Source organism: Halomicrobium urmianum (assembly GCF_020217425.1).
Taxonomy (GTDB): Archaea; Halobacteriota; Halobacteria; order Halobacteriales; family Haloarculaceae; genus Halomicrobium; species Halomicrobium urmianum.
Window position 1 is genome coordinate 873,836 of record NZ_CP084090.1, and the last position, 20,837, is coordinate 894,672.

Below are 20,837 nucleotides of genomic sequence, written 5' to 3' on the forward strand. Positions count from 1 at the left end.
ACCGCTGTCGAGAGGCGGTGGCACGCGCCGTGGCGCGGCGATCAGCGGTCGCGCTCGGTCACCTGGCCGGCGCCCAGCGTGGCGGCGACGCCACCTCCGATCAGGGTCGGGAGCCAGTAGGTCGCGCCGCGGTGGAGGAGGACGGCGGAGGTGGCGACCGCCAGGGAGACGCCCGTCGTCGGGACCAGGAGCGTCGCGATGACCGTCTCGATGGCGCCGGAGCCGCCGGGCAGCGGCGTGACGCTGGCGATGGCGCCGACGGGGACCACGAGGAGAACGGCGGCGACGGGGACCGTCTCGCCGAGCGCGAACAGGGAGAGCCACAGCGAGCCGCAGAGGCAGAGCCAGCCGAGCGCGGAGAAGCCGATGGCCTCCAGCAGCGTCTCCCGGTCGGCGGCGACGCGGTCGATCGAGCCGAAGAAGCTCTCGATGCGCTCCGCGACGACGGCCTCGGTCGGCGGCGTTCGGCCCGGGAGGACCCGGGAGACGAGGCGGACGACAGGCGTAACGGCCCGGGCGACGGCCGCCTCCAGTTCGTGGCGGTAGCGCCAGCCGAGGTAGGCGCCGACGGGTAGCGCGACCGCGAGGCCGGCGACCGCGACGGCGGCGAAGCGCAGGTCGCGGCCCAGCCGGACGGCGCCCGCAGCGACGAAGACGAATCCGATGATCGCGTAGCCGACGGAGGGGACGAAGTGGAGGGTGTCGACGCTGGCGATGGACGCCAGACCGTTCTCGTACTCGGTGTCTGCGGCTTCCGAGATGAGCAGGGCGCTGAGCGGCTCACCGCCGGCCTGTCCGAAGGGGGTGACGTTGTTAGAGAAGATGGCCGCGGTGAACACGAGGATCGCCGTGTGGGCCGGGACGGGCGCGCCGACGGCGTCGAGGACGGACTTGAGTGCCATCCCCCAGGCGCTCAGCCACAGCGTGGCGACGACCAGCAGGAGCGCGACGATCGGGAGCCGTGCCTGTGAGAAGGCGTCAAGGACGTCGTCGACGCCGACGAACCAGACCAGTCCGGCGAGCACCGCCAGCGCACCGGCGAATCCAAGCAGCGTCGGCAGTCGATCGGTGCCCATACCGGCGACACTGGCGGCGAGCGTTTCAACCCACCGGAAGATAACGGAGAGACGCGGACCTGGGCCGGCGAACGGCGGGACCGCGGGGATTTTGGTGGCAGCCCCGCAACCGGGCGGCATGGACGAACGGGCGGCGCTGGCCGCGATCGCGGACCGGCTCCCTGCGACGGGCGACGACTGCGCCGTCGTGGACGGGCAGGTCATCACGACCGACATGCTCCACGAGGCGACGGACTTCCCGGCGGGGACGACCCGCTACACCGCGGGCTGGCGCGCGGTCGGTGCCTCGCTGTCCGACGTGGCCTCGATGGGTGCCGCCGCCACCGCCGCCGTCGCGGTCTACGCCGCCCCCGAGTTCGACCCCGAGGAGCTGTCGGCCTTCCTCGACGGCGCCGCGGACGTCTGCGAGGCCGCCGACGCCGAGTACGTCGGAGGCGACCTCGACGGCCACGACGAGTTCACCGTCGCCACGACCGCGCTGGGGGAGACTGACGATCCGGTGCTGCGGTCCGGCGCGACGCCCGGCGACGCCGTCTGCGTGACCGGGACGCTCGGCCGGAGCGGGGCCGCGCTCCGGCACTTCGAGCGGGACGACGTCGAGCGGGGCAACGAGCTGTTCCGGTTCGAGCCCCGCGTCGCGGCCGGGCGGGCCCTGGCCGAGCACGCGACGGCGATGATGGACTCCAGCGACGGCCTGGCCCGGTCGCTCCACCAGCTGGCCGAGGCCAGCGACTGCGGGATGGACGTCGAGACGCCGCTCCCCATCGACGAGAGCGTCGACGCCGTGGCCGACGACGGCGAGGACCGGCTGGAACTCGGCGCGTTCTTCGGCGAGGACTTCGAGCTCGTCTGTACGCTGCCGGAGGATCGGATAGATGACGCACGTGCGTCCGTCGACGCGGGGCTGACCCACATCGGGACGGTGACAGAGGGCGGGGTCACGCTCGACGGCGAGCCGCTGCCCGATCGGGGCTGGACGCACTGATCGCCGCCAGGACCGTCGCGGTCAGGGACTCGATATCTCGAAGGGCACCGGCGTGAAACACGCCAGCCCCAGCAGGAGCGTCAGCAGGGCCAGCGCCCGCCGCTTCGAGCCGAGGCCGTCGTCCCGGATCGGCGTCGCCGGGCCGGCGTAGGCCAGCCCGGTCGCCAGCAGCCCCCACATGATCCAGATGCCGATCGAGTCGGTCACGTCCCGGACGAAGTACACGTAGCCCGCGAGGCCGAAGAGGGCGGCCGGCACGGCGGCGGCGACGGTCTCCTGACGGTCGCCGACGACGGCCCTGACGATGTGGCCCCCGTCCAGCTGTCCGACGGGGAGGAGGTTCAGGAACGTGATGAACATCCCGACCCAGCCGCCGAACACGACGGGGTGGTAGGCCCCGGACTGGAGTTTCCCGAGCGTGCCGGTCGCGGCGGCGATGGCCTGCAGCAGCAGCGGGTGATTGAACCGGACGACCACGGCATCGGGGTCGGGTATTCCCTGCTGGACCGCGAGCGGATCCAGCTGGAGCCCGATCGCCGACACGACTACGGTCGCGACGAGGCCGGCCAGCGGCCCCGAAGCGCCGATGTCGAACAGCGCCCGTCGGTCCGGGATGCGACCTTTCATCCGGATGACGGCGCCCATCGTCCCGATGAGCGTCGGGAAGGGGATGAAGTACGGGAGGGTGGCGTCGACCCCGTGGTACCGGCTGGCGACGTAGTGGCCGAGCTCGTGGACGGCCAGCACCCCCAGCACCGCGGCTGCGAAGGGCCAGGCACGGAGGATCGCGATCGGGTTCGACGGGTCGATCTGGTACCACCGGACGGCGCCGACGAAGAGCGTCGAGCCGCTCGTCAGCAGCGCGAGGACGACGTTCGTCCACGGGATCCCGTCGACGCCGATCGACAGCGGACGGGCGACCAGCACCCACCCGTGGGTCGGGACCGTCGTCTCCGAGTCCGGGACGTACTCCCGCTGGAGGCTGATCTCGTAGCCCCGGTCCCTGAAGAGGTCCCAGAGACGTCGCTCGACGTCATCTGGGGGAACGAGCGGGTCGCCGACGTACAGCAGACGGTCGCCGTCGCGGCGGACCTGATACACCTGAAACGCCGAGTCCAACCGGTCGGGCGCTGGAGCGTCTGCCGGCGTCGCGGACCCGTCCATCACTCTGCAGATAGTCCGTGCGCGGGCATAAAAGCAGGGACGACGGCTCGCGAGCGACGCGACGGCGTCAGGCGGGGACCGGGCGGCGCCGCAGTGACCGCGAGAGGGTCAGCCGGCGCGCGTTCCTGCACCGCCGGTCGTCGCGCCAGTCGTCCGCGGGCGATCGCTCGCCTCAGGCCGCTTCGACCCGCCAGGTCGTCGCGCTCGTGTACGACCACTTCTCCACGTGGAGGTCCTGGGCGGAGTCTTTCAGCTTCACCATCAGCGCGCCGATCTCCTTCGGCGACAGACCGACCTCGTCTGCGATGAACTTGCTCTTGAAGTACACCTCACCGTCGGCCGCCTTCTTCTCGAGGAAGGACTTCAGGCGCTGTTCTTTGGAGGGCTCGTCGTTGGAGGGCTGCGCAGTAGCGCTCATCTGTGTCACCTCAGCGTCTCCTTACCGCCGGGGGAGCATATAAAGGGAGGAACCTTAGCGTTGCTTCGTGAACTTTCAGGCTAAACGCGAGGAAAACGTACGTTTTACCACTGTTTTAGCTTCCGCTAGACGTTTTACAGAGCCGTCTGAGTCGGTATCGTCCGGTCAGCGATTCCCCCTCTCGAATCGCACGTCAGCCCGGTTCAAGCATCGACTGAACGCACGATTTACAGAAATTCTTGCCGATAGGTGACGGCCGGCAGACGTCCGTCAGACGGGCCGGCGTCCGCGCGAGCGAAGCGAGCGCGGGCTCGACAGGCGATCGGCGGGAGTCTGTCGGTGTCCTGGCAAGCAAAGCGAGCCGGGGCTTGCGGGACGAACGCAGTGAGTCCCGGGCGTCCACGCGACCGAAGTGAGGTCGGGTTCGAAAGCTCACGGACGATCACCCCGGTGGCGAGTGAAAGCAGTCCGCACTCGACGGTGCCGGAGACGGGCTTGACAACCCTTAAGAGCGCATCGCGGTTACGGCGACCCAATGAAAGTAGTCGTCTCCGTCGGCGGGAGCGTCCTCGTGCCGGACATGGAACCGGATCGGGTCGACGCCTACGCCGACGCCATCGAGGCGCTCGACGAGGCCGGACACACGCTCGGCGCCGTCGTCGGCGGCGGCCCGACCGCGCGGGAGTACATCACGACCGCGCGCGAACTGGGCGCCAACGAGATCGAACTCGACCAGCTCGGCATCGAGGTGACCCGGCTCAACGGCCGCCTGCTGATCGCGGCGCTCGACGACCGGGCCGCGCCGACCCCGTCGGAGAGCTACGACGAGGCCCGCGAGGCGATGCGCCGCGGCGACATCCCCGTGATGGGCGGGACCGTCGCCGGCCAGACGACCGACGCCGTCTCGGCCGCCCTCGCCGAGTACGTCAACGCCGACCTGCTGATCTACGCCACGAGCGTCCCCGGGGTGTACAGCGCCGACCCCGACGAGAACGACGACGCCGAGAAGTACGACGAGATCACCGCCGGCGACCTGGTGGACCTGATCGGCGGCATCGAGATGACCGCCGGGAGCAACGCCCCGGTCGACCTGCTGGCCGCGAAGATCATCGAGCGGGCCGGGCTGCGGACCATCGTGCTCGACGGGACCGACCCCGAGGCTGTCCGGCGGGCGATCGAGACCGGCGAGCACGAGGGGACCGACGTGGTGCCGGCCGAGGCGGCCGCGCCCGACGAGTGGGAGCGATGAGCGGGAGCCTGCCCGACAGACACGACCCGTACTCCCTGGGCGGCCGCCGCGAGGGAGGCGGCGACGACGGGCACAACGAGTTCTGGGCCGACGACGTCGCCGACGAGATCGAGGCGCGCGACCCCGACGAGCCCATCGTGATCAAGGGGGCCATCTCGCCGTCGGGCGTCCCCCACCTCGGCAACGTCAACGAGATCATGCGCGGCTACGTCGTCGCCGAGGTGCTCCGCGAGCGGGGCCACGAGGTCCGGCAGGTGTTCACCACCGACGACCGCGACCCCCTGCGGAAGCTCCCCCGCAAGCTCGCCGACCTGGACGGCAACGTCGTCGACCTGGGCGAGGTCAACGCCGGCGCGCTCGGCAAGAACCTCGGCCGCCCCTACACCGACATCCCCGATCCCTTCGGCTGCTGTGACTCCTACGGCGACCACTTCTCGCAGCTCATCGCGGACTCGGCCGAGCTGCTGGGCGTCGACATCGAGGTCCTCTCGACGACGGACCTCTACGAGGACGGCGAGTTCGAGGAGCTGACCAGACACGTACTGGAGAACCAGGGCCGCGCGCGCGAGGTCCTGAGCCAGTACCAGGACAAGGTCGACGACGAGTACGTCCCGTTCAACCCCATCTGCTCCGAGTGCGGGAAGATCACCGAGACGGTCACGGACGTCGACCTCGACGCCGGCACCGTCGACTACCGCTGCACGGACATGGAGGCCGGCGATCGGACCATCGAGGGCTGCGGCCACGAGGGGACCGCGACGCTGCGGGAGGGCAAGCTCCCCTGGCGCTTCGAGTGGCCAGCCGGCTGGGACGTACTGGGCGTCGACTTCGAGCCGTTCGGCAAGGACCACGCCGAGGGGTCGTGGCCGTCCGGCGTCGACGTCGCCGAGAACGTCCTCGGCGTCGAACCGCCCGTCCCGATGGTCTACGAGTGGTTCACGCTGGACGGCGAGCCGTTCTCCTCCTCCGAGGGCCACGTCGTCCTCGCCCACGACGTCCTCGACGTGCTCGAACCCGAGGTCCTCCGGTACTTCTTCACCAAGGACCCGAGCAAGGCCCGTGACTTCTCCATCGAGCGGCTCGATCAGCTCGTCGACGAGTTCGATCAGCTCGAGCGGCGCTTCTACGGCGAGGAGGACGCCGGCGAGCGCGAGCGACGCCTCGCGGATCGGGCCTACCCCGTCGCCATCCGCCCGACCGTCGCCGACGTCTTCGACGCGGACCTCCCCGGCGACGGCTGGCTCGACGTGGCGACGGATCCGGACGCACGCGCACGCGTAGACGACCTCGTCGAAGGGCGCTTCTCCGACCGCGCCCGCGTCCCATACACCTTCGCCGCCGTCCTCGGGATGTTCGACGACCCCGAGCTGCGGGCCGACGTCGCTCGCAAGGAGGGTCACCTCACCGAGGACACGCCCGAGTGGGCCCGCGACGTCGCCCTCGGCCGGGTCGACCTGGCCAGCGAGTGGGCCCGCCGCACGGACAACGAGTTCAACTACGAGCTGAAGCGGGCCGAGCAGCCCGAGGTCGACCTCGACCCCGCCGTCGCGGACGCGCTGGACGAACTGGCCGACTTCGTCGACGCCGGTCACGACGGCGAGGCCATCCAGGGCGAGATCTACGAGACGGCCAAGCGCCACGACGTCGACATGGGCGAGCTGTTCGGCGCCGGCTACCGGCTGCTGTTCGGCGAGGACGAGGGACCGCAGCTCGGTCCCTTCGTCGCCAAGCTCGACCGTGAATTCGTCGTCCGGCGGTTCCGGCGCGAGGGGTAGTTCTCACCGCGTGGTCACCCGGAAGTTGCCGACGGCCGGCGGAGTCCAAACGCTCTTTTGCGACAGGCCCGTGCCTCCGGGTGAATGGTGAGCGCGCTCACGTGGGTCCTCGCCGGTATCGTCGCCTACACCTTCGTCGGGATGGCGTTGCGTGCGCGGGGGTTGCTCCCCGACTACATCCGGCTTTCGGGACCGATCACGACGTTACACACCGGCCGCGGGCGGGCGTTCCTGGATCGACTGGCCGCCCGGCGGCGGTTCTGGCGCGCCTGGGGGAACCTGGGCCTCGGGATCGCTCTCGTCGTCATGGTCGGCTCCTTCCTGCTGGTAGTGGTCGGGGCCTACAGCGCGATCGTCGATCCCCAGCCGACCGCTCTGAACGAGCCCCGGAACGTGCTGGCGATCCCGGGCGTCAACGACTTCCTCCCGCTGTCGGTCGCTCCGGAGATCGTCACCGGCCTCGTCCTGGGCCTGATCGTCCACGAGGGCGGCCACGGCCTGCTCTGCCGGGTCGAGGACATCGAGATCGACTCGCTTGGCCTGGCCTTCTTCACGCTGATTCCCGTCGGCGCCTTCGTCGAACCCGACGAGGAGGAGCTTCGTGAGGCCTCCCGGGGCGCCCAGCTCCGGATGTTCGCAGCGGGGGTCACCAACAACTTCGCGCTGTCGCTGATCGCACTGGCCGTCCTCTTCGGGCCGGTGATGGGGGCGTTCGCCGTCGTCGACGGCGCGCCCGTCGGCGGCGTCGTCCCCGGATCCGCGGCCGACCAGGCCGGGATCGACCGGGGCGACGTCCTCACCGAAGTCGACGGACAGCGGGTCGCGTCGGCGGGCGACCTCGACGCGGTGCTGGCCAACACCTCCGAGCGGACGATCACCGTCGACCGCCGCGAGGGCGACCCCGTGTCGGTGAACCGGTCGCTCGTGGTCACCAGCGCCAGCGCCGACAGATCGCCGCTCGGGATCAACGCGACCGTCACGGCCGTCAACGGGACGCCGGTCTCCACGGAGCGGGGCTTCGAGCGAGCGGCGCGTAACGCGACCGTCGCCGCCCTGGAAACCGACGGCGGCGAGACGGTGACGGCCCCGCTGGGCGCCGCCGTCCGCGTCGCCGAGGACGGACCCCTCGCCAGCGAGGACGCACCATCGGGCGAGCGGCTCGTGATCACCAGCGTCGGCGACCGACGCACCGCGACGGCGGCCGACCTCACCGACGCCATCGCGAGCCAGTCGCCGGGCGAGCCGGTGACCGTCGTCGGCTACGTCGACGGCGAGCGCCAGCGCTACGAGGTCACGCTGGCGGAGGCCGACACCGTCGGCGCCGCCCTAGGCGTGGCCTCGATCGAGCAGGGCACCAACGGCTTCGTCGTCGACGAGTTCGGTATCAAGGACTACCCCGCGGGCTCGTTCCTCGAGATCCTCGGCGGCGACGCCGAGGGCACCGCGGCCGGATCGCTATCCTTTGCCCAGCGGGTGTTCTTCGTGCTGCTCCTGCCCTTCGCCGGCGCGGGCGCCGCGGGCATCGACTTCAACTTCGCCGGCTTCACCGGTATCGCTACCAACTTCTACGAGGTCGAGGGGGTCCTCGGCGCGTTCGGGACCGAGCCGGCGTTCCTGGTCGCGAACCTCCTGTTCTGGGCGGGGTGGATCAACCTCGTCATCGGCCAGTTCAACTGCGTCCCGACGTTCCCGCTGGACGGCGGCCACCTCCTCCGGGCCGGCACGGAGTCTGTCGTCTCGCGGCTCCCGCTGCCGGACAAGCGCCGCGTCGTCACCACCGTCTCGGTGACCGTGACGCTCGTGATGATCGGGTCGCTGCTGGGAATGGTGTTCCTGCCCCAGCTGCTGGCCTAGCCGAGGTTCGTTACCCCTATACCGGCCGCAGGGATAGGGCCGCGTATGTTTCGCCAGACCCGCGCGGAGGTCGAGGACGCCCTCGAAGGGGCGCTGGCCGCGCTCGACCTCCCCACCGACGACCTCGGGATCGAGGAGCCGCCGGAGGACGTCCCGGCCGTACTGGCCTCCAGCGTCGCCTACCGGCTGGCCGGCGAGGTCGGGGCCGCCCCGCCCGAGGTCGCCGGTCAGGTCGCCGACGAGATCGACGCCGACGAACTGACCTACGTCGACGGCGTCGCGACGCAGGGACCGTACCTGAACTTCCTGCCGAGCGAGGCCTACTTCGCCGAGACGCTCGATGCCGCACAGGACGACGACTACGGCCGCCTGCCCGACCGCGACACCAGCCTCGTGCTGGAGCACACCTCTGCCAACCCGACCGGTCCTGTCCACGTCGGCCGCGCCCGCAACCCCATCATCGGGGACGCGCTGGCCCGCGTGCTCGACTTCGCCGGCTACGACGTCGACCGCCACTACTACGTCAACGACGCCGGCCGCCAGATCGCCGTGTTCACCTGGGCCTACGAGACCTTCGACGAGGCCGACCTCCCCGAGCCAGAGCGGGACTCTCCCGAGTACGAGATGGTCCGCTACTACCGCAAGGGCAACTCCTTCCTCGAAGAGGGCGACCCCGACGAGGTCGAGGAGGCCGAAGACGAGATCCAGTCGATCCTCCAGGGCCTCGAAGCGGGCGACGACGAGGCCTACGAGCGCGTCTCGGAGGTCGTCGACACCGTCCTCTCGGGCATGCGCGGGACCCTCGAACGCCTCCCCGCCGAGTTCGACGAGTTCGTCAAGGAGACGCGGTTCATGCGCGACGGCTCCACCGACGACCTGGTCGACCGTCTGCAGGACCTCGACTGCGCCGTCTACGAGGACGACGCCTGGCAGCTGGACCTCCCCGGGTTCGAGAAGAACCTCGTCTTCCTCCGCTCGGACGGCACCTCGCTGTACACGACGCGGGACCTGGCCCACCACGAGTGGAAGCTGGAGAACTACGACGAGGCCGTCACCGTCCTCGGCGAGGATCACAAGCTCCAGGCCGACCAGCTGAAGGCGACGCTCGAGTTGCTGGGCCACGACACCGACCGCATCCGCTCGGTCCACTACTCCTGGGTGAACCTCCCCGAGGGCGGGATGAGCACTCGCGAGGGGACCGGCGTCGACCTCGACGACCTGCTCGACGAGTCAGTCGACCGCGCCCGGAAGGAGGTCGAACGGCGCATGGACGAGCGGATCCGCGACGACGACCTGACCGAGGCCGACGTCGAGCGCATCGCCCGTCAGGTCGGTATCGGTGCCGTCCGCTACGACGTCGTCTCCAAGCAGCCCACGAAGGGCATCACCTTCGAGTGGGAGCGCGCCCTGGACTTCGAGGCCCAGTCGGCCCCCTACGTCCAGTACGTCCACGCGCGCTGCTGTGGTATCTTGGACGAGGCCGGCGAGACGCCCGACCCGGACGACGTCGACGCGTCCCTGCTCGAGACCGACGCAGAGCGCGACCTCCTGCGGGCCGTCGCGCGCTTCCCGGCCGTAATCGAGGAGAGCGCCGGCGAACTCCGGCCCCATGTCGTCGCCACCTACACCCGGACGCTGGCCGAGCGGTTCAACGCCTTCTACCGGGAGTGCCCCGTCCTCGACGCCGACGACGAGACTCGCGAGGCCCGCCTCGCCCTCGTGGCCGCCGCCCGCCACGCGGTCGCCAACGCCCTCGACATGCTCGGCGTCGAGGCGCCCGACTCGATGTAGCGCCGCGGGCGATGCTACCGGTCTGAGTCGGTCAAGCGCTTCAGGAGCGATCCGACGACGGAGACGCTAATCAGCAGCACCACTCCGACACCGGCGAGTCGAAACGAGAGCGCTTCCGAGAGACCGAGCAGCTCACCGAACACCGGCGTGTCGAGTGGGACGCTCCCGCCGACGCCGAACGCGAGGAGGAAGATTCCGAGCGCGGCGAGCAGCCCGGCGGCGTCCTGCCGGTCCATACGCCTTCCTGCCCGACGCGCGTCAAATTCCTTGTGGGCGACCTCCGTGCCCGGAACGGACGGCGAGACCGGAGGACACTGGCCCGCGATTCAGTCCAGAGCGAGGTCGCCCACTCGCTCGTAGGCCGTCTCGAGCCGCTCGTTCTCGTGGTAGCGGATCATCTGACTGCGGACGTCGTAGTCGACGACGCCGGCGTCCGCCAGTTTCGGGAGGTGGTGGTGCTGGAGGGCGACCTGCACGTCGTCGTGGTTCGGCTGCGCTCCCTGCTTCTGTCCGATCCGCAGAACGATGTGTTTCGTCGCTTCCTCGAACGGTCCGGCGTTGCCGGGCTGGTCCATCAGGTACTCTAGAAGCGCGCGTCGGTGCTGGTTCGCCAGAATGTCGAGAACGGCATCGAGAGAGCGGGATCTCGTGCAGCCATGGTTCGTCAGGCTCGTTCGACGGCTCCTCGTTTGGCGCCATTCGTGCTCACATCTACCATACGTCACGCTCTTCTCACAGATGGTTCTAGTCACCCAGAACACAGTTCGCGAGCGAGCCGAGCGTTCGCGGGGAGAGCGGCCGGCGATCAGTTGAACAGGCCGAATACGCCGCCTGACTCGTCGTCATCGCCGGTATCGGCCGACCCCTCCGCCTCGGCCGCGTCCGCTTCGTCGTCCTCGACGAACCACTCCTCCTCGACGACCGTTTCGAGGTCGCCGGGGTCGGCGCCCGTGAAGAAGATCTCGTCGAGGTGCGCGGTCAGCCCCTGGAAGGCCCGGGCGGCGCGGCTATCGGGCGCGTTCAGCACCAGGGGTTCCCGGCTGGTGGCCTCCAGGTCGTCCGGAACGACCGCGAGGAGGTGGTGGCCGAGTTCGTCGGCGATGGCGGGGACGTCGGTGTGGCGGGTGACCCGGTTGAGGACGGCGCCGATGACCTCGCCGCCGTCGTCGATGCGGTCGGCGAGCTGGGCCGTCTTGACTGTGTCCCCGACGGCGACGTCGTCCGGCGTCGTCACCAGCAGCACGCCGTCGGAGAGTCCCAGCGGTACGGCCACCTCGTGGCTCAGGCCCGCTCCCGTGTCGATCAGGACCGCGTCGTAGGCGTTCCGGAGCGTCCTGATCACCTTCCGGAGCTTGGCGGGGTCCGCGTCGGCGAACGCGTCCAGGGACTGCTCGCCGGGAATGATGGTCAGCCCGCCCGGCGCGTCCGTCAGGGCGTCGCTGACCGCCGCGCCGCTGGCGAGGACGTCGTGGACGCTGGTCCCGTGCTCGATACCGAGCATAGCCCCCAGGTTCGCCATGCCGAGGTCCGCGTCGACGACGACCACGTCGTGCCCCATCTCCTGCAGGGCGACCCCGACGTTGACCGCCGTCGTGGTCTTGCCGACCCCGCCTTTACCGCCCGCTATCGTACAGACGTACCCCGCCATATTTCGTCTATCTCCCCCCAAGGAAGGCAATCATATAAACCCGCCGCAGCAGCCCGGGGCCCGCTCGCGGTGGCGCCTTCGAGCCTCCGCTCCCGCTCGCTTGGAGGCGCTCACTGCGTTCGCGCCTCCCTGTTCGCGTGTCGCCTCACTTCGTTCGGCTCCCGCTCACTTCGAGGTCTCACTACGTTCGACCTCGCTGCTCACGGCTCGCTCCGCTCACCGTTCGCCTGAAGGCGGCCCGGCCTGCGGCCGCGCCGCCCTGTCAACAGTTTCTTACGCGCCCTACGCTTAAACCACCCCAATGAGTGAGTCCGAGCGAGAGCAGTCTGACAAACAAAAATACGAGTTCAAGAAGGTCATCGAGGACCTGAAGGACTACGAGGGATCAGGAACGCAGCTCGTCTCTATCTACGTTCCCGAGGACAAACTGATCAGCGACGTCGTCGCGCACGTCACGCAGGAGCACTCTGAGGCTTCTAACATCAAGTCGAAGCAGACGCGGACGAACGTGCAGGACGCCCTGACGAGTATCAAGGACCGCCTGCGGTACTACGATACTCGTCCGCCGGATAACGGGCTCGTACTGTTCTCCGGTGCCGTCGACGCCGGCGGCGGACAGACCGACATGATCACGGAAGTGCTGGAGAGCCCGCCCCAGCCCATCGAGTCGTTCCGGTATCACTGCGACTCGCACTTCCTGACCGAGCCACTCGAGGAGATGCTGGCCGACAAGGGCCTGTTCGGCCTCATCGTGCTGGACCGCCGCGAGGCCAACGTCGGCTGGCTCCGCGGCAAGCGCGTCGAGCCCGTCAAGTCCGCCTCCTCGCTGGTGCCCGGCAAGCAGCGCAAAGGTGGCCAGTCCGCCCAGCGGTTCGCCCGCCTTCGGCTGGAGGCCATCGACAACTTCTACCAGGAGGTCGCGGGGATGGCCAACGACCTGTTCGTCGCCGAGCGCCACGAACTGGACGGCATCCTCGTGGGCGGTCCCTCGCCGACGAAAGACGAGTTCCTCGACGGCGACTACCTCCACCACGAGCTCCAGGACAAGGTCATCGGCAAGTTCGACGTCGCCTACACGGACGAATCGGGGCTGTACGACCTCGTCGACGCCGCCAGCGACGTCCTCGCCGAGCACGAGATGCTGGAGGACAAGCGGGCCATGGAGGAGTTCTTCGAGCAGCTCCACGACGGCGAGAAGGCCACGTACGGGTTCGAGCCCACACGCGAGAACCTGATGATGGGCGCCGTCGACCGCCTGCTCATCTCGGAGGACCTCCGGCAGGACGTCGTCACCTACACCTGCGAGAACGGCCACGAGGAGCGCGAACTGCTCGACCGACGGGAGGAGACGCCAGAACACACCTGCGACCGCTGCGGCGACACCGTCTCCGCCGAGGCGGGCGAGCGCGAGGACGCCATCGACCACCTCATGGAGATTGCCGACCAGCGGGGCACCGAGACGCTGTTCATCTCCACTGACTTCGAGAAGGGCGAACAGCTGCTCTCCGCCTTCGGCGGCGTCGCCGGCCTCCTTCGGTACTCTACCGGCGTCTAAACACTTCGCTCACGGCCACGGATCACTCGCGTTCGCAACCCCGTAGTTGCTCCCACTCGTTCCACCGAGACGGTTCCAGCGAGCGGTTCTGACGGCTCTGTCACGGGGGTGAAGAGACGTGGGAAAGGGAAACCGGCGCGCCTGTGGGCGCGCCGGTGCGGCATTCAGGTGGCATGGGAAGGTGGTGCGTGGGGTGGGGGACTGTGGGCACAACACCGCTGCAGGGTAGCAGCCTGACGGTCCGCTCCCCGATGCCGCATCTGTTCGAAGACCCCCTTCGTATAAATGGACTGTACCTTACTCGTTAGGTACCGGCGTTCGCCGAGGTCACAGCAACTGCTCTAGCTGGCGGCGTCGGCCGGCGAGGTCGACGCCGCTATCGACGTCCGGGTCGTCGGCGAGGCGGTCGAGCGTCAACAGCGGGTCCACGCCCTCGCGCTCGACCAGTTCGAGTAGCGCGGCGATCTCGTCGCGGTGGGTGGCCAGCGACGAGAGCAGTCCCAGCAGGAGCGCGAACGGCACCGCCGCCGACGGCGCGTCGGGGAACGCGTCGCTCACCCGGCCGAAATCGGGAACCTCCGCCGGCGGATCGGCCACCGGGCGGAGCGCGAGACAGCGCGGACACAGCGCCGCACCCGGATCCTCGCCGGGCAGGTACTCGCGGAGCGAGGCCTCGACGGGAAACGCGAGCATCGCCGCTCCGCACTCCGGACAGTCGCGAGTCATGGACGTCCCTGCACGCGCGGACGGCAAAAAGGCGCGGGGCTCTCGCCTCGCTCTGGTCGAGGTCGCTCCCGTGGTCAAAATCTCGCGGCTCGCGTGTCGTTCGCTTTGCTCACTCCCGCTCGCTCAATAGGATGTCGCGAGCGAAGCGAGCGACATCCCGTCAGTCGTCCGCGGCGACAGTCGCAGGCTCTTCTTCCTCTTCGGCGGCCTCGCGCTCGGCCCGCTCTTCGTCTTCCTTCTTGGCCTTGATCTTCTTCATGCGGAAGATCTCCTCGCGCTCCTGCTCCTCGAGCTTCTGCTCGATGTACTCCTTGTTCGAGTGGAGCTCGGGCAGGAGCTTGAACTCGAGGGCGTTGACGCGGCGCTTGGTCGTCTCGATCTCGTCCAGCATCTTCTTCATCGCCGTCTCGACCTCGGCGGCGAGGATGACGTTCTCGATGAGTTCCTCGTAGGCGTCGGCGGCCTCGTCGATGCGCGCCGAACTGCCCATGACGCCGTAGCCGCGCTCGTCGAGTGACTTGCGGACCTTGCTGGACTCGATCTGCGGGACGACGACGCCCATGATGTTCTTGGACTGCGTGGTGATCTCCGGGTGTTCCTTCAGCGCAGCGGCCGCGCCCCGCACCGCGACGTCACCCTCCATCGCCCGCGCCATGTCCATCGAGTGCTGGGCGCGGTCGTAGGAGTCCTCCAGTTCCGAGCGGACGTCCTGGGCCTGATCGAGGATGTCCATGAATTCCATGATGAGCCCGTCGCGCTTCTTCTCCAGCGTGTCGTGGCCCTGCTCGGAGAGCTCGATGCGGTCCTCGATCCGCATCAGTTCCTTGCGAGTGGGCTTGACGTCCTTGGCCATTACCGGGGGCTAGCGGAGCGAGACAGTTAATCGTTGTTAGTTTCCGTCGAACCGCGCCGGACGCACTGCTCCGAATTCGATCGACGGCGAGAAAAACGGGCGCGTCGGGCGAGTGAGTCGTCAGTCGGCGGCGACTTCCTCGGCCTCGGCGTCCTCGCGGTAGTGCTCCTCGATCGCTTCCTCGTCGATGCGGTTGAGCTCCTCCTTCGGGAGCATCGAGAGGAGGTCCCAGCCGATCTCCAGCGTCTCGTCGATCGACCGGTTCGTGTCGAAGCCCTGGTCGACGAACTCGTCCTCGAAGCGGTCCGCGAAGTCGAGGTACTTGTTGTCGAGGTCGGACAGCGCCTCGCGACCGACGATGTTCACGAGGTCGCGCAGGTCCTCACCTTCCGCGTACGCGGCGAAGATCTGGTCTTTCACGTCGGCGTGGTCGGCGCGGGTCAGCCCCTCGCCGATACCGTCGTCCATCAGGCGCGACAGGCTCGGCAGGACGTCGATCGGCGGCTGGACGCCCTGGCTGTTGAGGTCCCGATCGACGTAGATCTGGCCCTCGGTGATGTACCCGGTCAGGTCCGGGATCGGGTGCGTGTCGTCGTCGCCCGGCATCGTGAGGATCGGAATCTGGGTGACCGACCCGTCACGTCCCTTGATCCGACCGGCGCGCTCGTAGAGCTGGGCCAGGTCGGTGTACATGTACCCGGGGTAGCCACGGCGACCGGGGACCTCCTCGCGGGCGGCCCCGATCTCGCGCAGCGCCTCGCAGTAGTTGGTCATGTCCGTCAGGATGACCAGGACGTGGTAGTCTTTCTCGAAGGCGAGGTACTCCGCCGTGGTCAGCGCCAGCCGCGGCGTGAGCGTCCGCTCGACGGCCGGGTCGTCGGCGAGGTTCATGAAGACGACGGAGCGCTCCAGCGCGCCGGTGCGCTCGAAGTCGTCCATGAACTCGTTGGCCTCCTCCTGGGTGATCCCCATCGCACCGAAGATCACCGCGAACTCCGATCCCTCGTCGTCGTCGCCCTCTTCTTCCTCCGGGACGGAGGCCTGTCGGGCGATCTGCAGGGCGAGGTCGTTGTGGGGCAGCCCCGACGCCGAGAAGATCGGCAGCTTCTGGCCGCGGACCAGCGTGTTCATGCCGTCGATGGCGGAGACGCCGGTCTGGATGAACTCCTCGGGGTACTCCCGGGAGTAGGGGTTGATCGCGGCGCCGACGATGTCCTGGCGCTCGTCCGGGACGATGTCCGGGCCGCCGTCGATGGGGCGGCCGGTCCCGTCAAGCACGCGACCGAGGAGGTCCTCGGTCACGGGCATCTTCATGGTCTCGCCGAGGAAGCGCACCGAGGACTGGCGGTCGATGCCCTCGGTCCCCTCGAACACCTGAATGGCGACGTGGTCGCTGGCCGATTCCAGCACCTGGCCGCGCCGCGTCTGGCCGTCGCCGGTCTCGATCTCGACGATCTCGTCGTAACCGACGGGCTCGTCCGTCTCGACGAAGACCAGCGGTCCGCTGATTTCCGTGATCGTCTGGTACTCTTTCATTGTCAGTAGAGCTCCCGCAGCTGGGATTCGATGTCGTCCTCGAGGTCGTCGACGTACTCGTTGTAGTCCTCCTGCACGCCGATGCGGTTGAGCCGGGGCGCGGCGTCGACGTCCGTGATCTCCTCAACCGGGACGCCGGCCTCGAGCGCCTCGAAGGCCGCGTCGTTGTACGTCTTGATGGCCCCGAGGATCCGGTAGGTCTTCTCCGGTTCGCAGAAGGTGTCGACGTCGTGGAACGCGTTCTGCTGGAGCCACGCCTCGCGGAGGTAGCGGGCGATCTCCAGGGTCAGCTGCTGGTCCTCCGGCAGTGCGTCCTTGCCGACGAGCTGGACGATCTCCTGCAGTTCGGCCTCCTCGTCGAGCACGTCGATGGCCCACTGTCGCTGCTCGGGCCAGTCCTCGCGGACGTTCTCCCGGAACCACGGGTCGAGCTGGTCCCGATAGAGCGAGTAGGACTCGTTCCAGTTGATCGACGGGAAGTGCCGACGCTCCGCGAGGTCGGCGTCCAGCGCCCAGAACGTCTTCACGATGCGCAGCGTGTTCTGGGTGACCGGCTCGGAGAAGTCACCGCCCGGCGGCGAGACGGCCCCGATGACGCTCACGGAGCCCTCCGACCCGTTGATGTTCTCGAAGTAGCCGGCCCGCTCGTAGAACTGCGAGAGGCGGGCGGCCAGGTACGCGGGGTACCCCTCCTCGCCGGGCATCTCCTCGAGGCGCGAGGAGATCTCGCGCATGGCCTCGGCCCACCGCGAGGTGGAGTCGGCCATCAGCGCGACGTCGTAGCCCATGTCGCGGAAGTACTCCGCGATGGTGATCCCGGTGTAGACGCAGGATTCACGGGCCGCGACGGGCATGTTCGAGGTGTTCGCGATGAGGCACGTCCGGTCCATCAGCGCGTTGCCGGTGGTCGGGTCCTCCAGTTCGGGGAAGTCCTCGATCACCTCGGTCATCTCGTTGCCGCGCTCGCCGCAGCCGACGTAGACGACGATGTCCGCGTCGGCCCACTTGGCGAGCTGGTGCTGGGTGACGGTCTTCCCGGAGCCGAAGGGTCCCGGGATGGCGGCCGTCCCGCCCTTCGCGATGGGGAACAGGCCGTCCAGCACGCGCTGGCCCGACACGAGCGGCGTGGTCGGGGTCTGCTTCTCGACGGAGGGCCGCTGCTCGCGCACCGGCCACTCCTGGCGCATCTGGATCTCCTCGCCGTTGTCGAGTTCGACGACCGTCTCCTCGACGGTGTACTCGCCGGACTCGACGGCGACGACCTCGCCGCCCTCGTAGTCGGGCGGGACCATCACCTTGTGGTCGATACTGGGCGTCTCGGGGACGATCCCGACGACGTCGCCGGGTTCGACCTCGTCACCGGCGGAGACCTCGGGGTTGAACTCCCAGGTCTCCTCCAGGTCGATGCCCGGCGCGTCGACCCCGCGGTCGAGGTACGCCGAGCCCATCTTCTCCTCCAGGACGTCGAGCGGGCGCTGGACGCCGTCGTAGATGGCGTCCAGCATGCCGGGCCCGAGGTCCACGGAGAGCGGCGCGCCCGTACTCTCGACGGGTTCGCCGGGGGAGACGCCGGACGTCTCCTCGTACACCTGGATCGTGGTGATGTTGCCTTCGATCTCGATCACTTCGCCCATCAGCCCTTCGTGACCGACGTACACCACGTCGTTCATCCGGGCGTCGAGGTCGGTCGCGGTGACGACCGGCCCCGAGACGCTCTCGATGACGCCGTCCTCTCTGACGTCAGATTCTGTTGCTTGACTCATGGTTTAGTCTTCTTCCATCAGGTCGATGCCGATCGCTCGCTTGATCTGGTCGCGCAGTCCGCCGCTGCCGGTCCCGCCACCGAGCGTCACCAGCACCGGTTCGACGCTCGTCTCGACGTCCTCGCGGACGCCGCGGGAGAGGTGGTCGAGGTCGTCGTCGTGCATCACGACGATGCCGACGTCGTCGTCCTCGAGCATCTCCGAGACGGCCTCGTCCAGGCGTTCGTCCTTCTCGGCGTCGGGAACGTCTGCGAACTTCCGGACGCCTGCCAGCCGAAAGCCCGTCGTGAAGTCCGGACTGCCGATGACGCCGATTTCCTGGCTCATAGTATCACCAGCTCCTGTTCTATCTCGTCCGGGTCCAGCCCGGCCTCGCGGCCGCGGGCGATTGCCCTGACGTTGTCGACCTCGCGCTCCTTGGCGAGGACGTACGAGAACACCGGACAGACCGACAGCGGGTAGCGGTTCGACAGCTGGTCCGCGTATTCCACCAGCGCGGCGTCCAGCGCGCTCTCGAACTCGATGAGGCTGTCGGCCGCCTCGAGGACGTCCAGCGCCGCGTCGAGGTCGTCGGCGTAGCGGCTCTCGCGGACGCGCGCCGCGAGTTGATCGGTGTCGGCAGCCAGACCGGTCAGGTCGCTCTCACTGAAAAGGCGACCGCCCTCGATGTAGTAGTCGGCCGGATCGAGGCTGTCGGCGCCGCTCCGGGCGATCCGGACGGCGTTCCGGAGGTTCCGGAAGTCGACCTCGGCCTCGAGGAACGAGACGTACAGCCCGACCGGGCTGTCGATCTCGGGGTTGTCCGGCAGGCCCGCGAGCAGGTTCTCGTAGTAGGCGCGGTCGACCGCGTTCTCCAGGGGAATCAGGACGCCGGTCTCCTCGTAGTCGTCGTAGGCGTCGTCGAGCACGCCGTCGAAGACGGTCCCGTCGAGGACCTCGACGACCTCCTCGATGGAGTCGGCCGCCAGCAGGCGGTCGAGGACGTTCTCGTCGAACTCGCCGGCGCGGACGAGGTCGTCCTCGATCTCCTGGCTGTCGGCCCCCGAGTAGATCCCCCGGACGACGGTCTTGACGTTCCAGACGTCGAACTTCCGGAGGTACCGGGCGACGTAATCGTACAGCTGACCCTCCGACCAGTCCAGCAGGTCCTCGAAGTTCCGCGCGAGGTTCCGGTTGAGCGCGTACTCGACGAGGTCGACCCCGCTGTAGCGCGATCCCAGCGCGTTCATCTCCCGGCCGTAGGTCGACTCCTCCATGAAGCGGGCGATCTCGCCCGGCCCCATGCGGACCAGCTTCCGGTAGTCGTCGTCGTCGAACAGCGCCGCCCGCCGGGAGCGAACGCGGGCGTTCACGTACTCGTAGTTGCTGGCGCCCGCGGCCTTGCGGTCGGCTCGCGCGGTCATTGGTCCTCGAAGAGCCTGTCGCTGATGTCTCGCAGGTTGTCCTCCCAGACGTCCTCGAGGATCGAGTCGAAGGTGTTGTTTACCCGGACGCGCGAGGCGTCGCTCTCGGCGACGACGCCGCCGAGACAGTCGACCTCGCCGGCGTACTCGTAGCCGTCGTACTCGGCGAGGATCGACGTCAGCAGCTCCTGGTCGTCGGGGCGACCGTACACTTCGATCGCCGCGCCGTCGTCGAACTCCGCGGCGGCGGCGTCCAGCAGGGCGCGCGTCAGCTCCTCGCGCTGATCACCTTCGAGTCCGGCGATCTCGGCCTCGACCTGCTCGCGGACGTCCTCGAGGACGTCGCGGCGGGCCGCGAGGCGCTCCTGCTTGGCCTCCAGCTTGGCGCTGGAGAGCCGCTGCTCGCGCTCCTGCTCGATCTCGCGCTCGACCTCGGCCTCGCGGTCCTCGCGGATCTCCTCGGCGTCGGCCTCGGCCTCCGCGACGATCTCCTCTGCGCGCTCGTCTGCGTCGGAGCGAATCTCCTCCGCACGCGCGCGGGCCTCTTCTCGCACGTCCTCTACGACTGTATCAAGACTCATAAATGATGTACGGGAAGGGGCCGCGTCTATCCGAGCGTGAGGAACACGACGACCAGCGCCAGGATGACGATGGTCTCCGGCAGGACCGTGAGGATCAGCCCACGGCCGAACATGGATTCGTCCTCGGCGATAGCTCCGACCGCGGCTGCCCCGATGCCACGCTCGGCGTACCCGGCGCCGATCGCTGCCAGCCCGACGGCCAGCGCAGCGAACGCCAGCGGCGCATTCGGGATCGCAGGCGCAGCGGCTCCTCCTTCTTGCAGTACAGTGCCCGCCACAGTTGTAATTGCACTCATGGTTTAGTAGTCCTCGGGTTGCTCGTGTCCGAACAGGCGTATGTGATCCGACCGTGATCATAAAGGTTCTCAAAACAGTTCGTCACGGCCCGATCCGGCGGTTTAGGGCCGCACGACTGGGTGGGTGTCACAGCGTATCGCGGCAGGTGTCGTCACGCCGTGGG

General features: G+C 68.6%; 20 protein-coding genes. 6 read left to right on the plus strand and 14 right to left on the minus strand.

The features are described from left to right. Window positions 1-41: 41 nt before the first annotated feature. Window positions 42-1,076 (minus strand): lysylphosphatidylglycerol synthase transmembrane domain-containing protein, encoded by a 1,035-nt coding sequence (locus LCY71_RS04380; RefSeq protein ID WP_225335154.1) that lies wholly within the window; start codon window positions 1,074-1,076, stop codon window positions 42-44. A 118-nt stretch (window positions 1,077-1,194) separates the two neighbouring features. On the opposite strand from LCY71_RS04380, the gene thiL reads away from it, so the two are divergent. After that, window positions 1,195-2,061, plus strand: a complete 867-nt coding sequence (thiL, locus tag LCY71_RS04385) for a thiamine-phosphate kinase (protein ID WP_225335155.1) — start codon at window positions 1,195-1,197, stop codon at window positions 2,059-2,061. A gap of 21 nt (window positions 2,062-2,082) precedes the next feature. Here the strand turns inward: thiL and LCY71_RS04390 are convergent, their stop codons facing one another. Both LCY71_RS04390 and LCY71_RS04395 read right to left on the minus strand, forming a co-directional pair. Next, window positions 2,083-3,225, minus strand: coding sequence for a site-2 protease family protein (locus LCY71_RS04390; protein ID WP_225335156.1), 1,143 nt, complete (start codon window positions 3,223-3,225; stop codon window positions 2,083-2,085). Between the two features lie 172 nt (window positions 3,226-3,397). Then, window positions 3,398-3,643 carry a DUF7123 family protein gene (locus LCY71_RS04395; protein WP_225335157.1) on the minus strand — a complete coding sequence of 82 codons (246 nt, stop codon included), beginning with the start codon at window positions 3,641-3,643 and terminating at the stop codon, window positions 3,398-3,400. 535 nt (window positions 3,644-4,178) lie between these two features. Here LCY71_RS04395 and pyrH point away from each other — a divergent pair. The 4 genes from pyrH (at window position 4,179) to argS (ending at window position 10,312) form a co-directional block, all read left to right on the plus strand. Then, window positions 4,179-4,892, plus strand: a complete 714-nt coding sequence (gene pyrH / locus LCY71_RS04400; RefSeq protein ID WP_225335158.1) for a UMP kinase — start codon at window positions 4,179-4,181, stop codon at window positions 4,890-4,892. Beyond that, the gene (gene lysS / locus LCY71_RS04405) at window positions 4,889-6,667 is read left to right on the plus strand and encodes a lysine--tRNA ligase (protein ID WP_225335159.1); all 1,779 of its coding nucleotides are present in this window, start codon (window positions 4,889-4,891) and stop codon (window positions 6,665-6,667) included. Before pyrH ends, lysS begins: the two co-directional genes overlap by 4 nt. An 84-nt stretch (window positions 6,668-6,751) precedes the next feature. Then, the gene (locus tag LCY71_RS04410) at window positions 6,752-8,521 is read left to right on the plus strand and encodes a site-2 protease family protein (RefSeq protein WP_225335160.1); all 1,770 of its coding nucleotides are present in this window, start codon (window positions 6,752-6,754) and stop codon (window positions 8,519-8,521) included. 45 nt (window positions 8,522-8,566) lie between these two features. Next, on the plus strand, window positions 8,567-10,312 hold the full coding sequence (gene argS, locus LCY71_RS04415; RefSeq protein ID WP_225335161.1) for an arginine--tRNA ligase: 1,746 nt from the start codon (window positions 8,567-8,569) through the stop codon (window positions 10,310-10,312). Window positions 10,313-10,326: 14 nt separating this feature from the next. Here argS and LCY71_RS04420 read toward each other — a convergent pair whose 3' ends face one another. The 3 genes from LCY71_RS04420 to LCY71_RS04430 form a co-directional block, all read right to left on the minus strand. Next, window positions 10,327-10,548 carry a hypothetical protein gene (locus LCY71_RS04420; protein WP_225335162.1) on the minus strand — a complete coding sequence of 74 codons (222 nt, stop codon included), beginning with the start codon at window positions 10,546-10,548 and terminating at the stop codon, window positions 10,327-10,329. A 90-nt stretch (window positions 10,549-10,638) separates the two neighbouring features. Beyond that, entirely contained in the window at window positions 10,639-11,073 is a 435-nt protein-coding gene (locus LCY71_RS21795) for a DUF7344 domain-containing protein (protein WP_444542724.1), read from the minus strand. A gap of 44 nt (window positions 11,074-11,117) precedes the next feature. Further along, window positions 11,118-11,960, minus strand: coding sequence for a MinD/ParA family ATP-binding protein (locus LCY71_RS04430; protein ID WP_225335164.1), 843 nt, complete (start codon window positions 11,958-11,960; stop codon window positions 11,118-11,120). A gap of 301 nt (window positions 11,961-12,261) precedes the next feature. Between LCY71_RS04430 and prf1 the strand changes: the two genes are divergently transcribed. Then, entirely contained in the window at window positions 12,262-13,515 is a 1,254-nt protein-coding gene (prf1, locus tag LCY71_RS04435; protein WP_225335165.1) for a peptide chain release factor aRF-1, read from the plus strand. 327 nt (window positions 13,516-13,842) lie between these two features. Here the strand turns inward: prf1 and LCY71_RS04440 are convergent, their stop codons facing one another. The 8 genes from LCY71_RS04440 to LCY71_RS04475 form a co-directional block, all read right to left on the minus strand. Then, window positions 13,843-14,241, minus strand: coding sequence for a DUF6276 family protein (locus tag LCY71_RS04440; protein WP_225335166.1), 399 nt, complete (start codon window positions 14,239-14,241; stop codon window positions 13,843-13,845). Between the two features lie 160 nt (window positions 14,242-14,401). Further along, a complete protein-coding gene (locus LCY71_RS04445) occupies window positions 14,402-15,094 on the minus strand; it encodes a V-type ATP synthase subunit D (RefSeq protein WP_225335167.1) in 693 nt (230 codons plus the stop codon). Window positions 15,095-15,214: 120 nt separating this feature from the next. Beyond that, window positions 15,215-16,630, minus strand: coding sequence for an ATP synthase subunit B (locus tag LCY71_RS04450; protein WP_225335168.1), 1,416 nt, complete (start codon window positions 16,628-16,630; stop codon window positions 15,215-15,217). A 2-nt stretch (window positions 16,631-16,632) separates the two neighbouring features. Beyond that, window positions 16,633-18,393 carry an ATP synthase subunit A gene (locus LCY71_RS04455; RefSeq protein ID WP_225335169.1) on the minus strand — a complete coding sequence of 587 codons (1,761 nt, stop codon included), beginning with the start codon at window positions 18,391-18,393 and terminating at the stop codon, window positions 16,633-16,635. Between the two features lie 3 nt (window positions 18,394-18,396). Next, window positions 18,397-18,720 carry a V-type ATP synthase subunit F gene (locus LCY71_RS04460; RefSeq protein WP_225335170.1) on the minus strand — a complete coding sequence of 108 codons (324 nt, stop codon included), beginning with the start codon at window positions 18,718-18,720 and terminating at the stop codon, window positions 18,397-18,399. Continuing rightward, window positions 18,717-19,796 carry a V-type ATP synthase subunit C gene (locus tag LCY71_RS04465; protein ID WP_225335171.1) on the minus strand — a complete coding sequence of 360 codons (1,080 nt, stop codon included), beginning with the start codon at window positions 19,794-19,796 and terminating at the stop codon, window positions 18,717-18,719. The genes LCY71_RS04460 and LCY71_RS04465 overlap by 4 nt, the downstream gene beginning before the upstream one ends. Then, window positions 19,793-20,377 carry a V-type ATP synthase subunit E gene (locus tag LCY71_RS04470; RefSeq protein ID WP_225335172.1) on the minus strand — a complete coding sequence of 195 codons (585 nt, stop codon included), beginning with the start codon at window positions 20,375-20,377 and terminating at the stop codon, window positions 19,793-19,795. Before LCY71_RS04470 ends, LCY71_RS04465 begins: the two co-directional genes overlap by 4 nt. Before the next feature lie 26 nt (window positions 20,378-20,403). Continuing rightward, window positions 20,404-20,673, minus strand: a complete 270-nt coding sequence (locus LCY71_RS04475) for an ATP synthase subunit C-like protein (RefSeq protein WP_225335173.1) — start codon at window positions 20,671-20,673, stop codon at window positions 20,404-20,406. Window positions 20,674-20,837 lie beyond the last annotated feature (164 nt).

Bases quoted from the DNA above. Each gene is read 5' to 3' on its own strand.
- argS (WP_225335161.1), top strand. From the start codon at position 8,567: ATGTTTCGCCAGACCCGCGCGGAGGTCGAGGACGCCCTCGAAGGGGCG.
- lysS (WP_225335159.1), top strand. From the start codon at position 4,889: ATGAGCGGGAGCCTGCCCGACAGACACGACCCGTACTCCCTGGGCGGC.
- thiL (WP_225335155.1), top strand. From the start codon at position 1,195: ATGGACGAACGGGCGGCGCTGGCCGCGATCGCGGACCGGCTCCCTGCG.
- LCY71_RS04430 (WP_225335164.1), bottom strand. From the start codon at position 11,960: ATGGCGGGGTACGTCTGTACGATAGCGGGCGGTAAAGGCGGGGTCGGC.
- LCY71_RS04380 (WP_225335154.1), bottom strand. From the start codon at position 1,076: ATGGGCACCGATCGACTGCCGACGCTGCTTGGATTCGCCGGTGCGCTG.
- LCY71_RS04395 (WP_225335157.1), bottom strand. From the start codon at position 3,643: ATGAGCGCTACTGCGCAGCCCTCCAACGACGAGCCCTCCAAAGAACAG.
- LCY71_RS04420 (WP_225335162.1), bottom strand. From the start codon at position 10,548: ATGGACCGGCAGGACGCCGCCGGGCTGCTCGCCGCGCTCGGAATCTTC.
- prf1 (WP_225335165.1), top strand. From the start codon at position 12,262: ATGAGTGAGTCCGAGCGAGAGCAGTCTGACAAACAAAAATACGAGTTC.
- LCY71_RS04470 (WP_225335172.1), bottom strand. From the start codon at position 20,377: ATGAGTCTTGATACAGTCGTAGAGGACGTGCGAGAAGAGGCCCGCGCG.
- LCY71_RS04390 (WP_225335156.1), bottom strand. From the start codon at position 3,225: ATGGACGGGTCCGCGACGCCGGCAGACGCTCCAGCGCCCGACCGGTTG.
- LCY71_RS04440 (WP_225335166.1), bottom strand. From the start codon at position 14,241: ATGACTCGCGACTGTCCGGAGTGCGGAGCGGCGATGCTCGCGTTTCCC.
- LCY71_RS04445 (WP_225335167.1), bottom strand. From the start codon at position 15,094: ATGGCCAAGGACGTCAAGCCCACTCGCAAGGAACTGATGCGGATCGAG.
- LCY71_RS04455 (WP_225335169.1), bottom strand. From the start codon at position 18,393: ATGAGTCAAGCAACAGAATCTGACGTCAGAGAGGACGGCGTCATCGAG.
- pyrH (WP_225335158.1), top strand. From the start codon at position 4,179: ATGAAAGTAGTCGTCTCCGTCGGCGGGAGCGTCCTCGTGCCGGACATG.
- LCY71_RS04410 (WP_225335160.1), top strand. From the start codon at position 6,752: ATGGTGAGCGCGCTCACGTGGGTCCTCGCCGGTATCGTCGCCTACACC.
- LCY71_RS04475 (WP_225335173.1), bottom strand. From the start codon at position 20,673: ATGAGTGCAATTACAACTGTGGCGGGCACTGTACTGCAAGAAGGAGGA.
- LCY71_RS04460 (WP_225335170.1), bottom strand. From the start codon at position 18,720: ATGAGCCAGGAAATCGGCGTCATCGGCAGTCCGGACTTCACGACGGGC.
- LCY71_RS04465 (WP_225335171.1), bottom strand. From the start codon at position 19,796: ATGACCGCGCGAGCCGACCGCAAGGCCGCGGGCGCCAGCAACTACGAG.
- LCY71_RS04450 (WP_225335168.1), bottom strand. From the start codon at position 16,630: ATGAAAGAGTACCAGACGATCACGGAAATCAGCGGACCGCTGGTCTTC.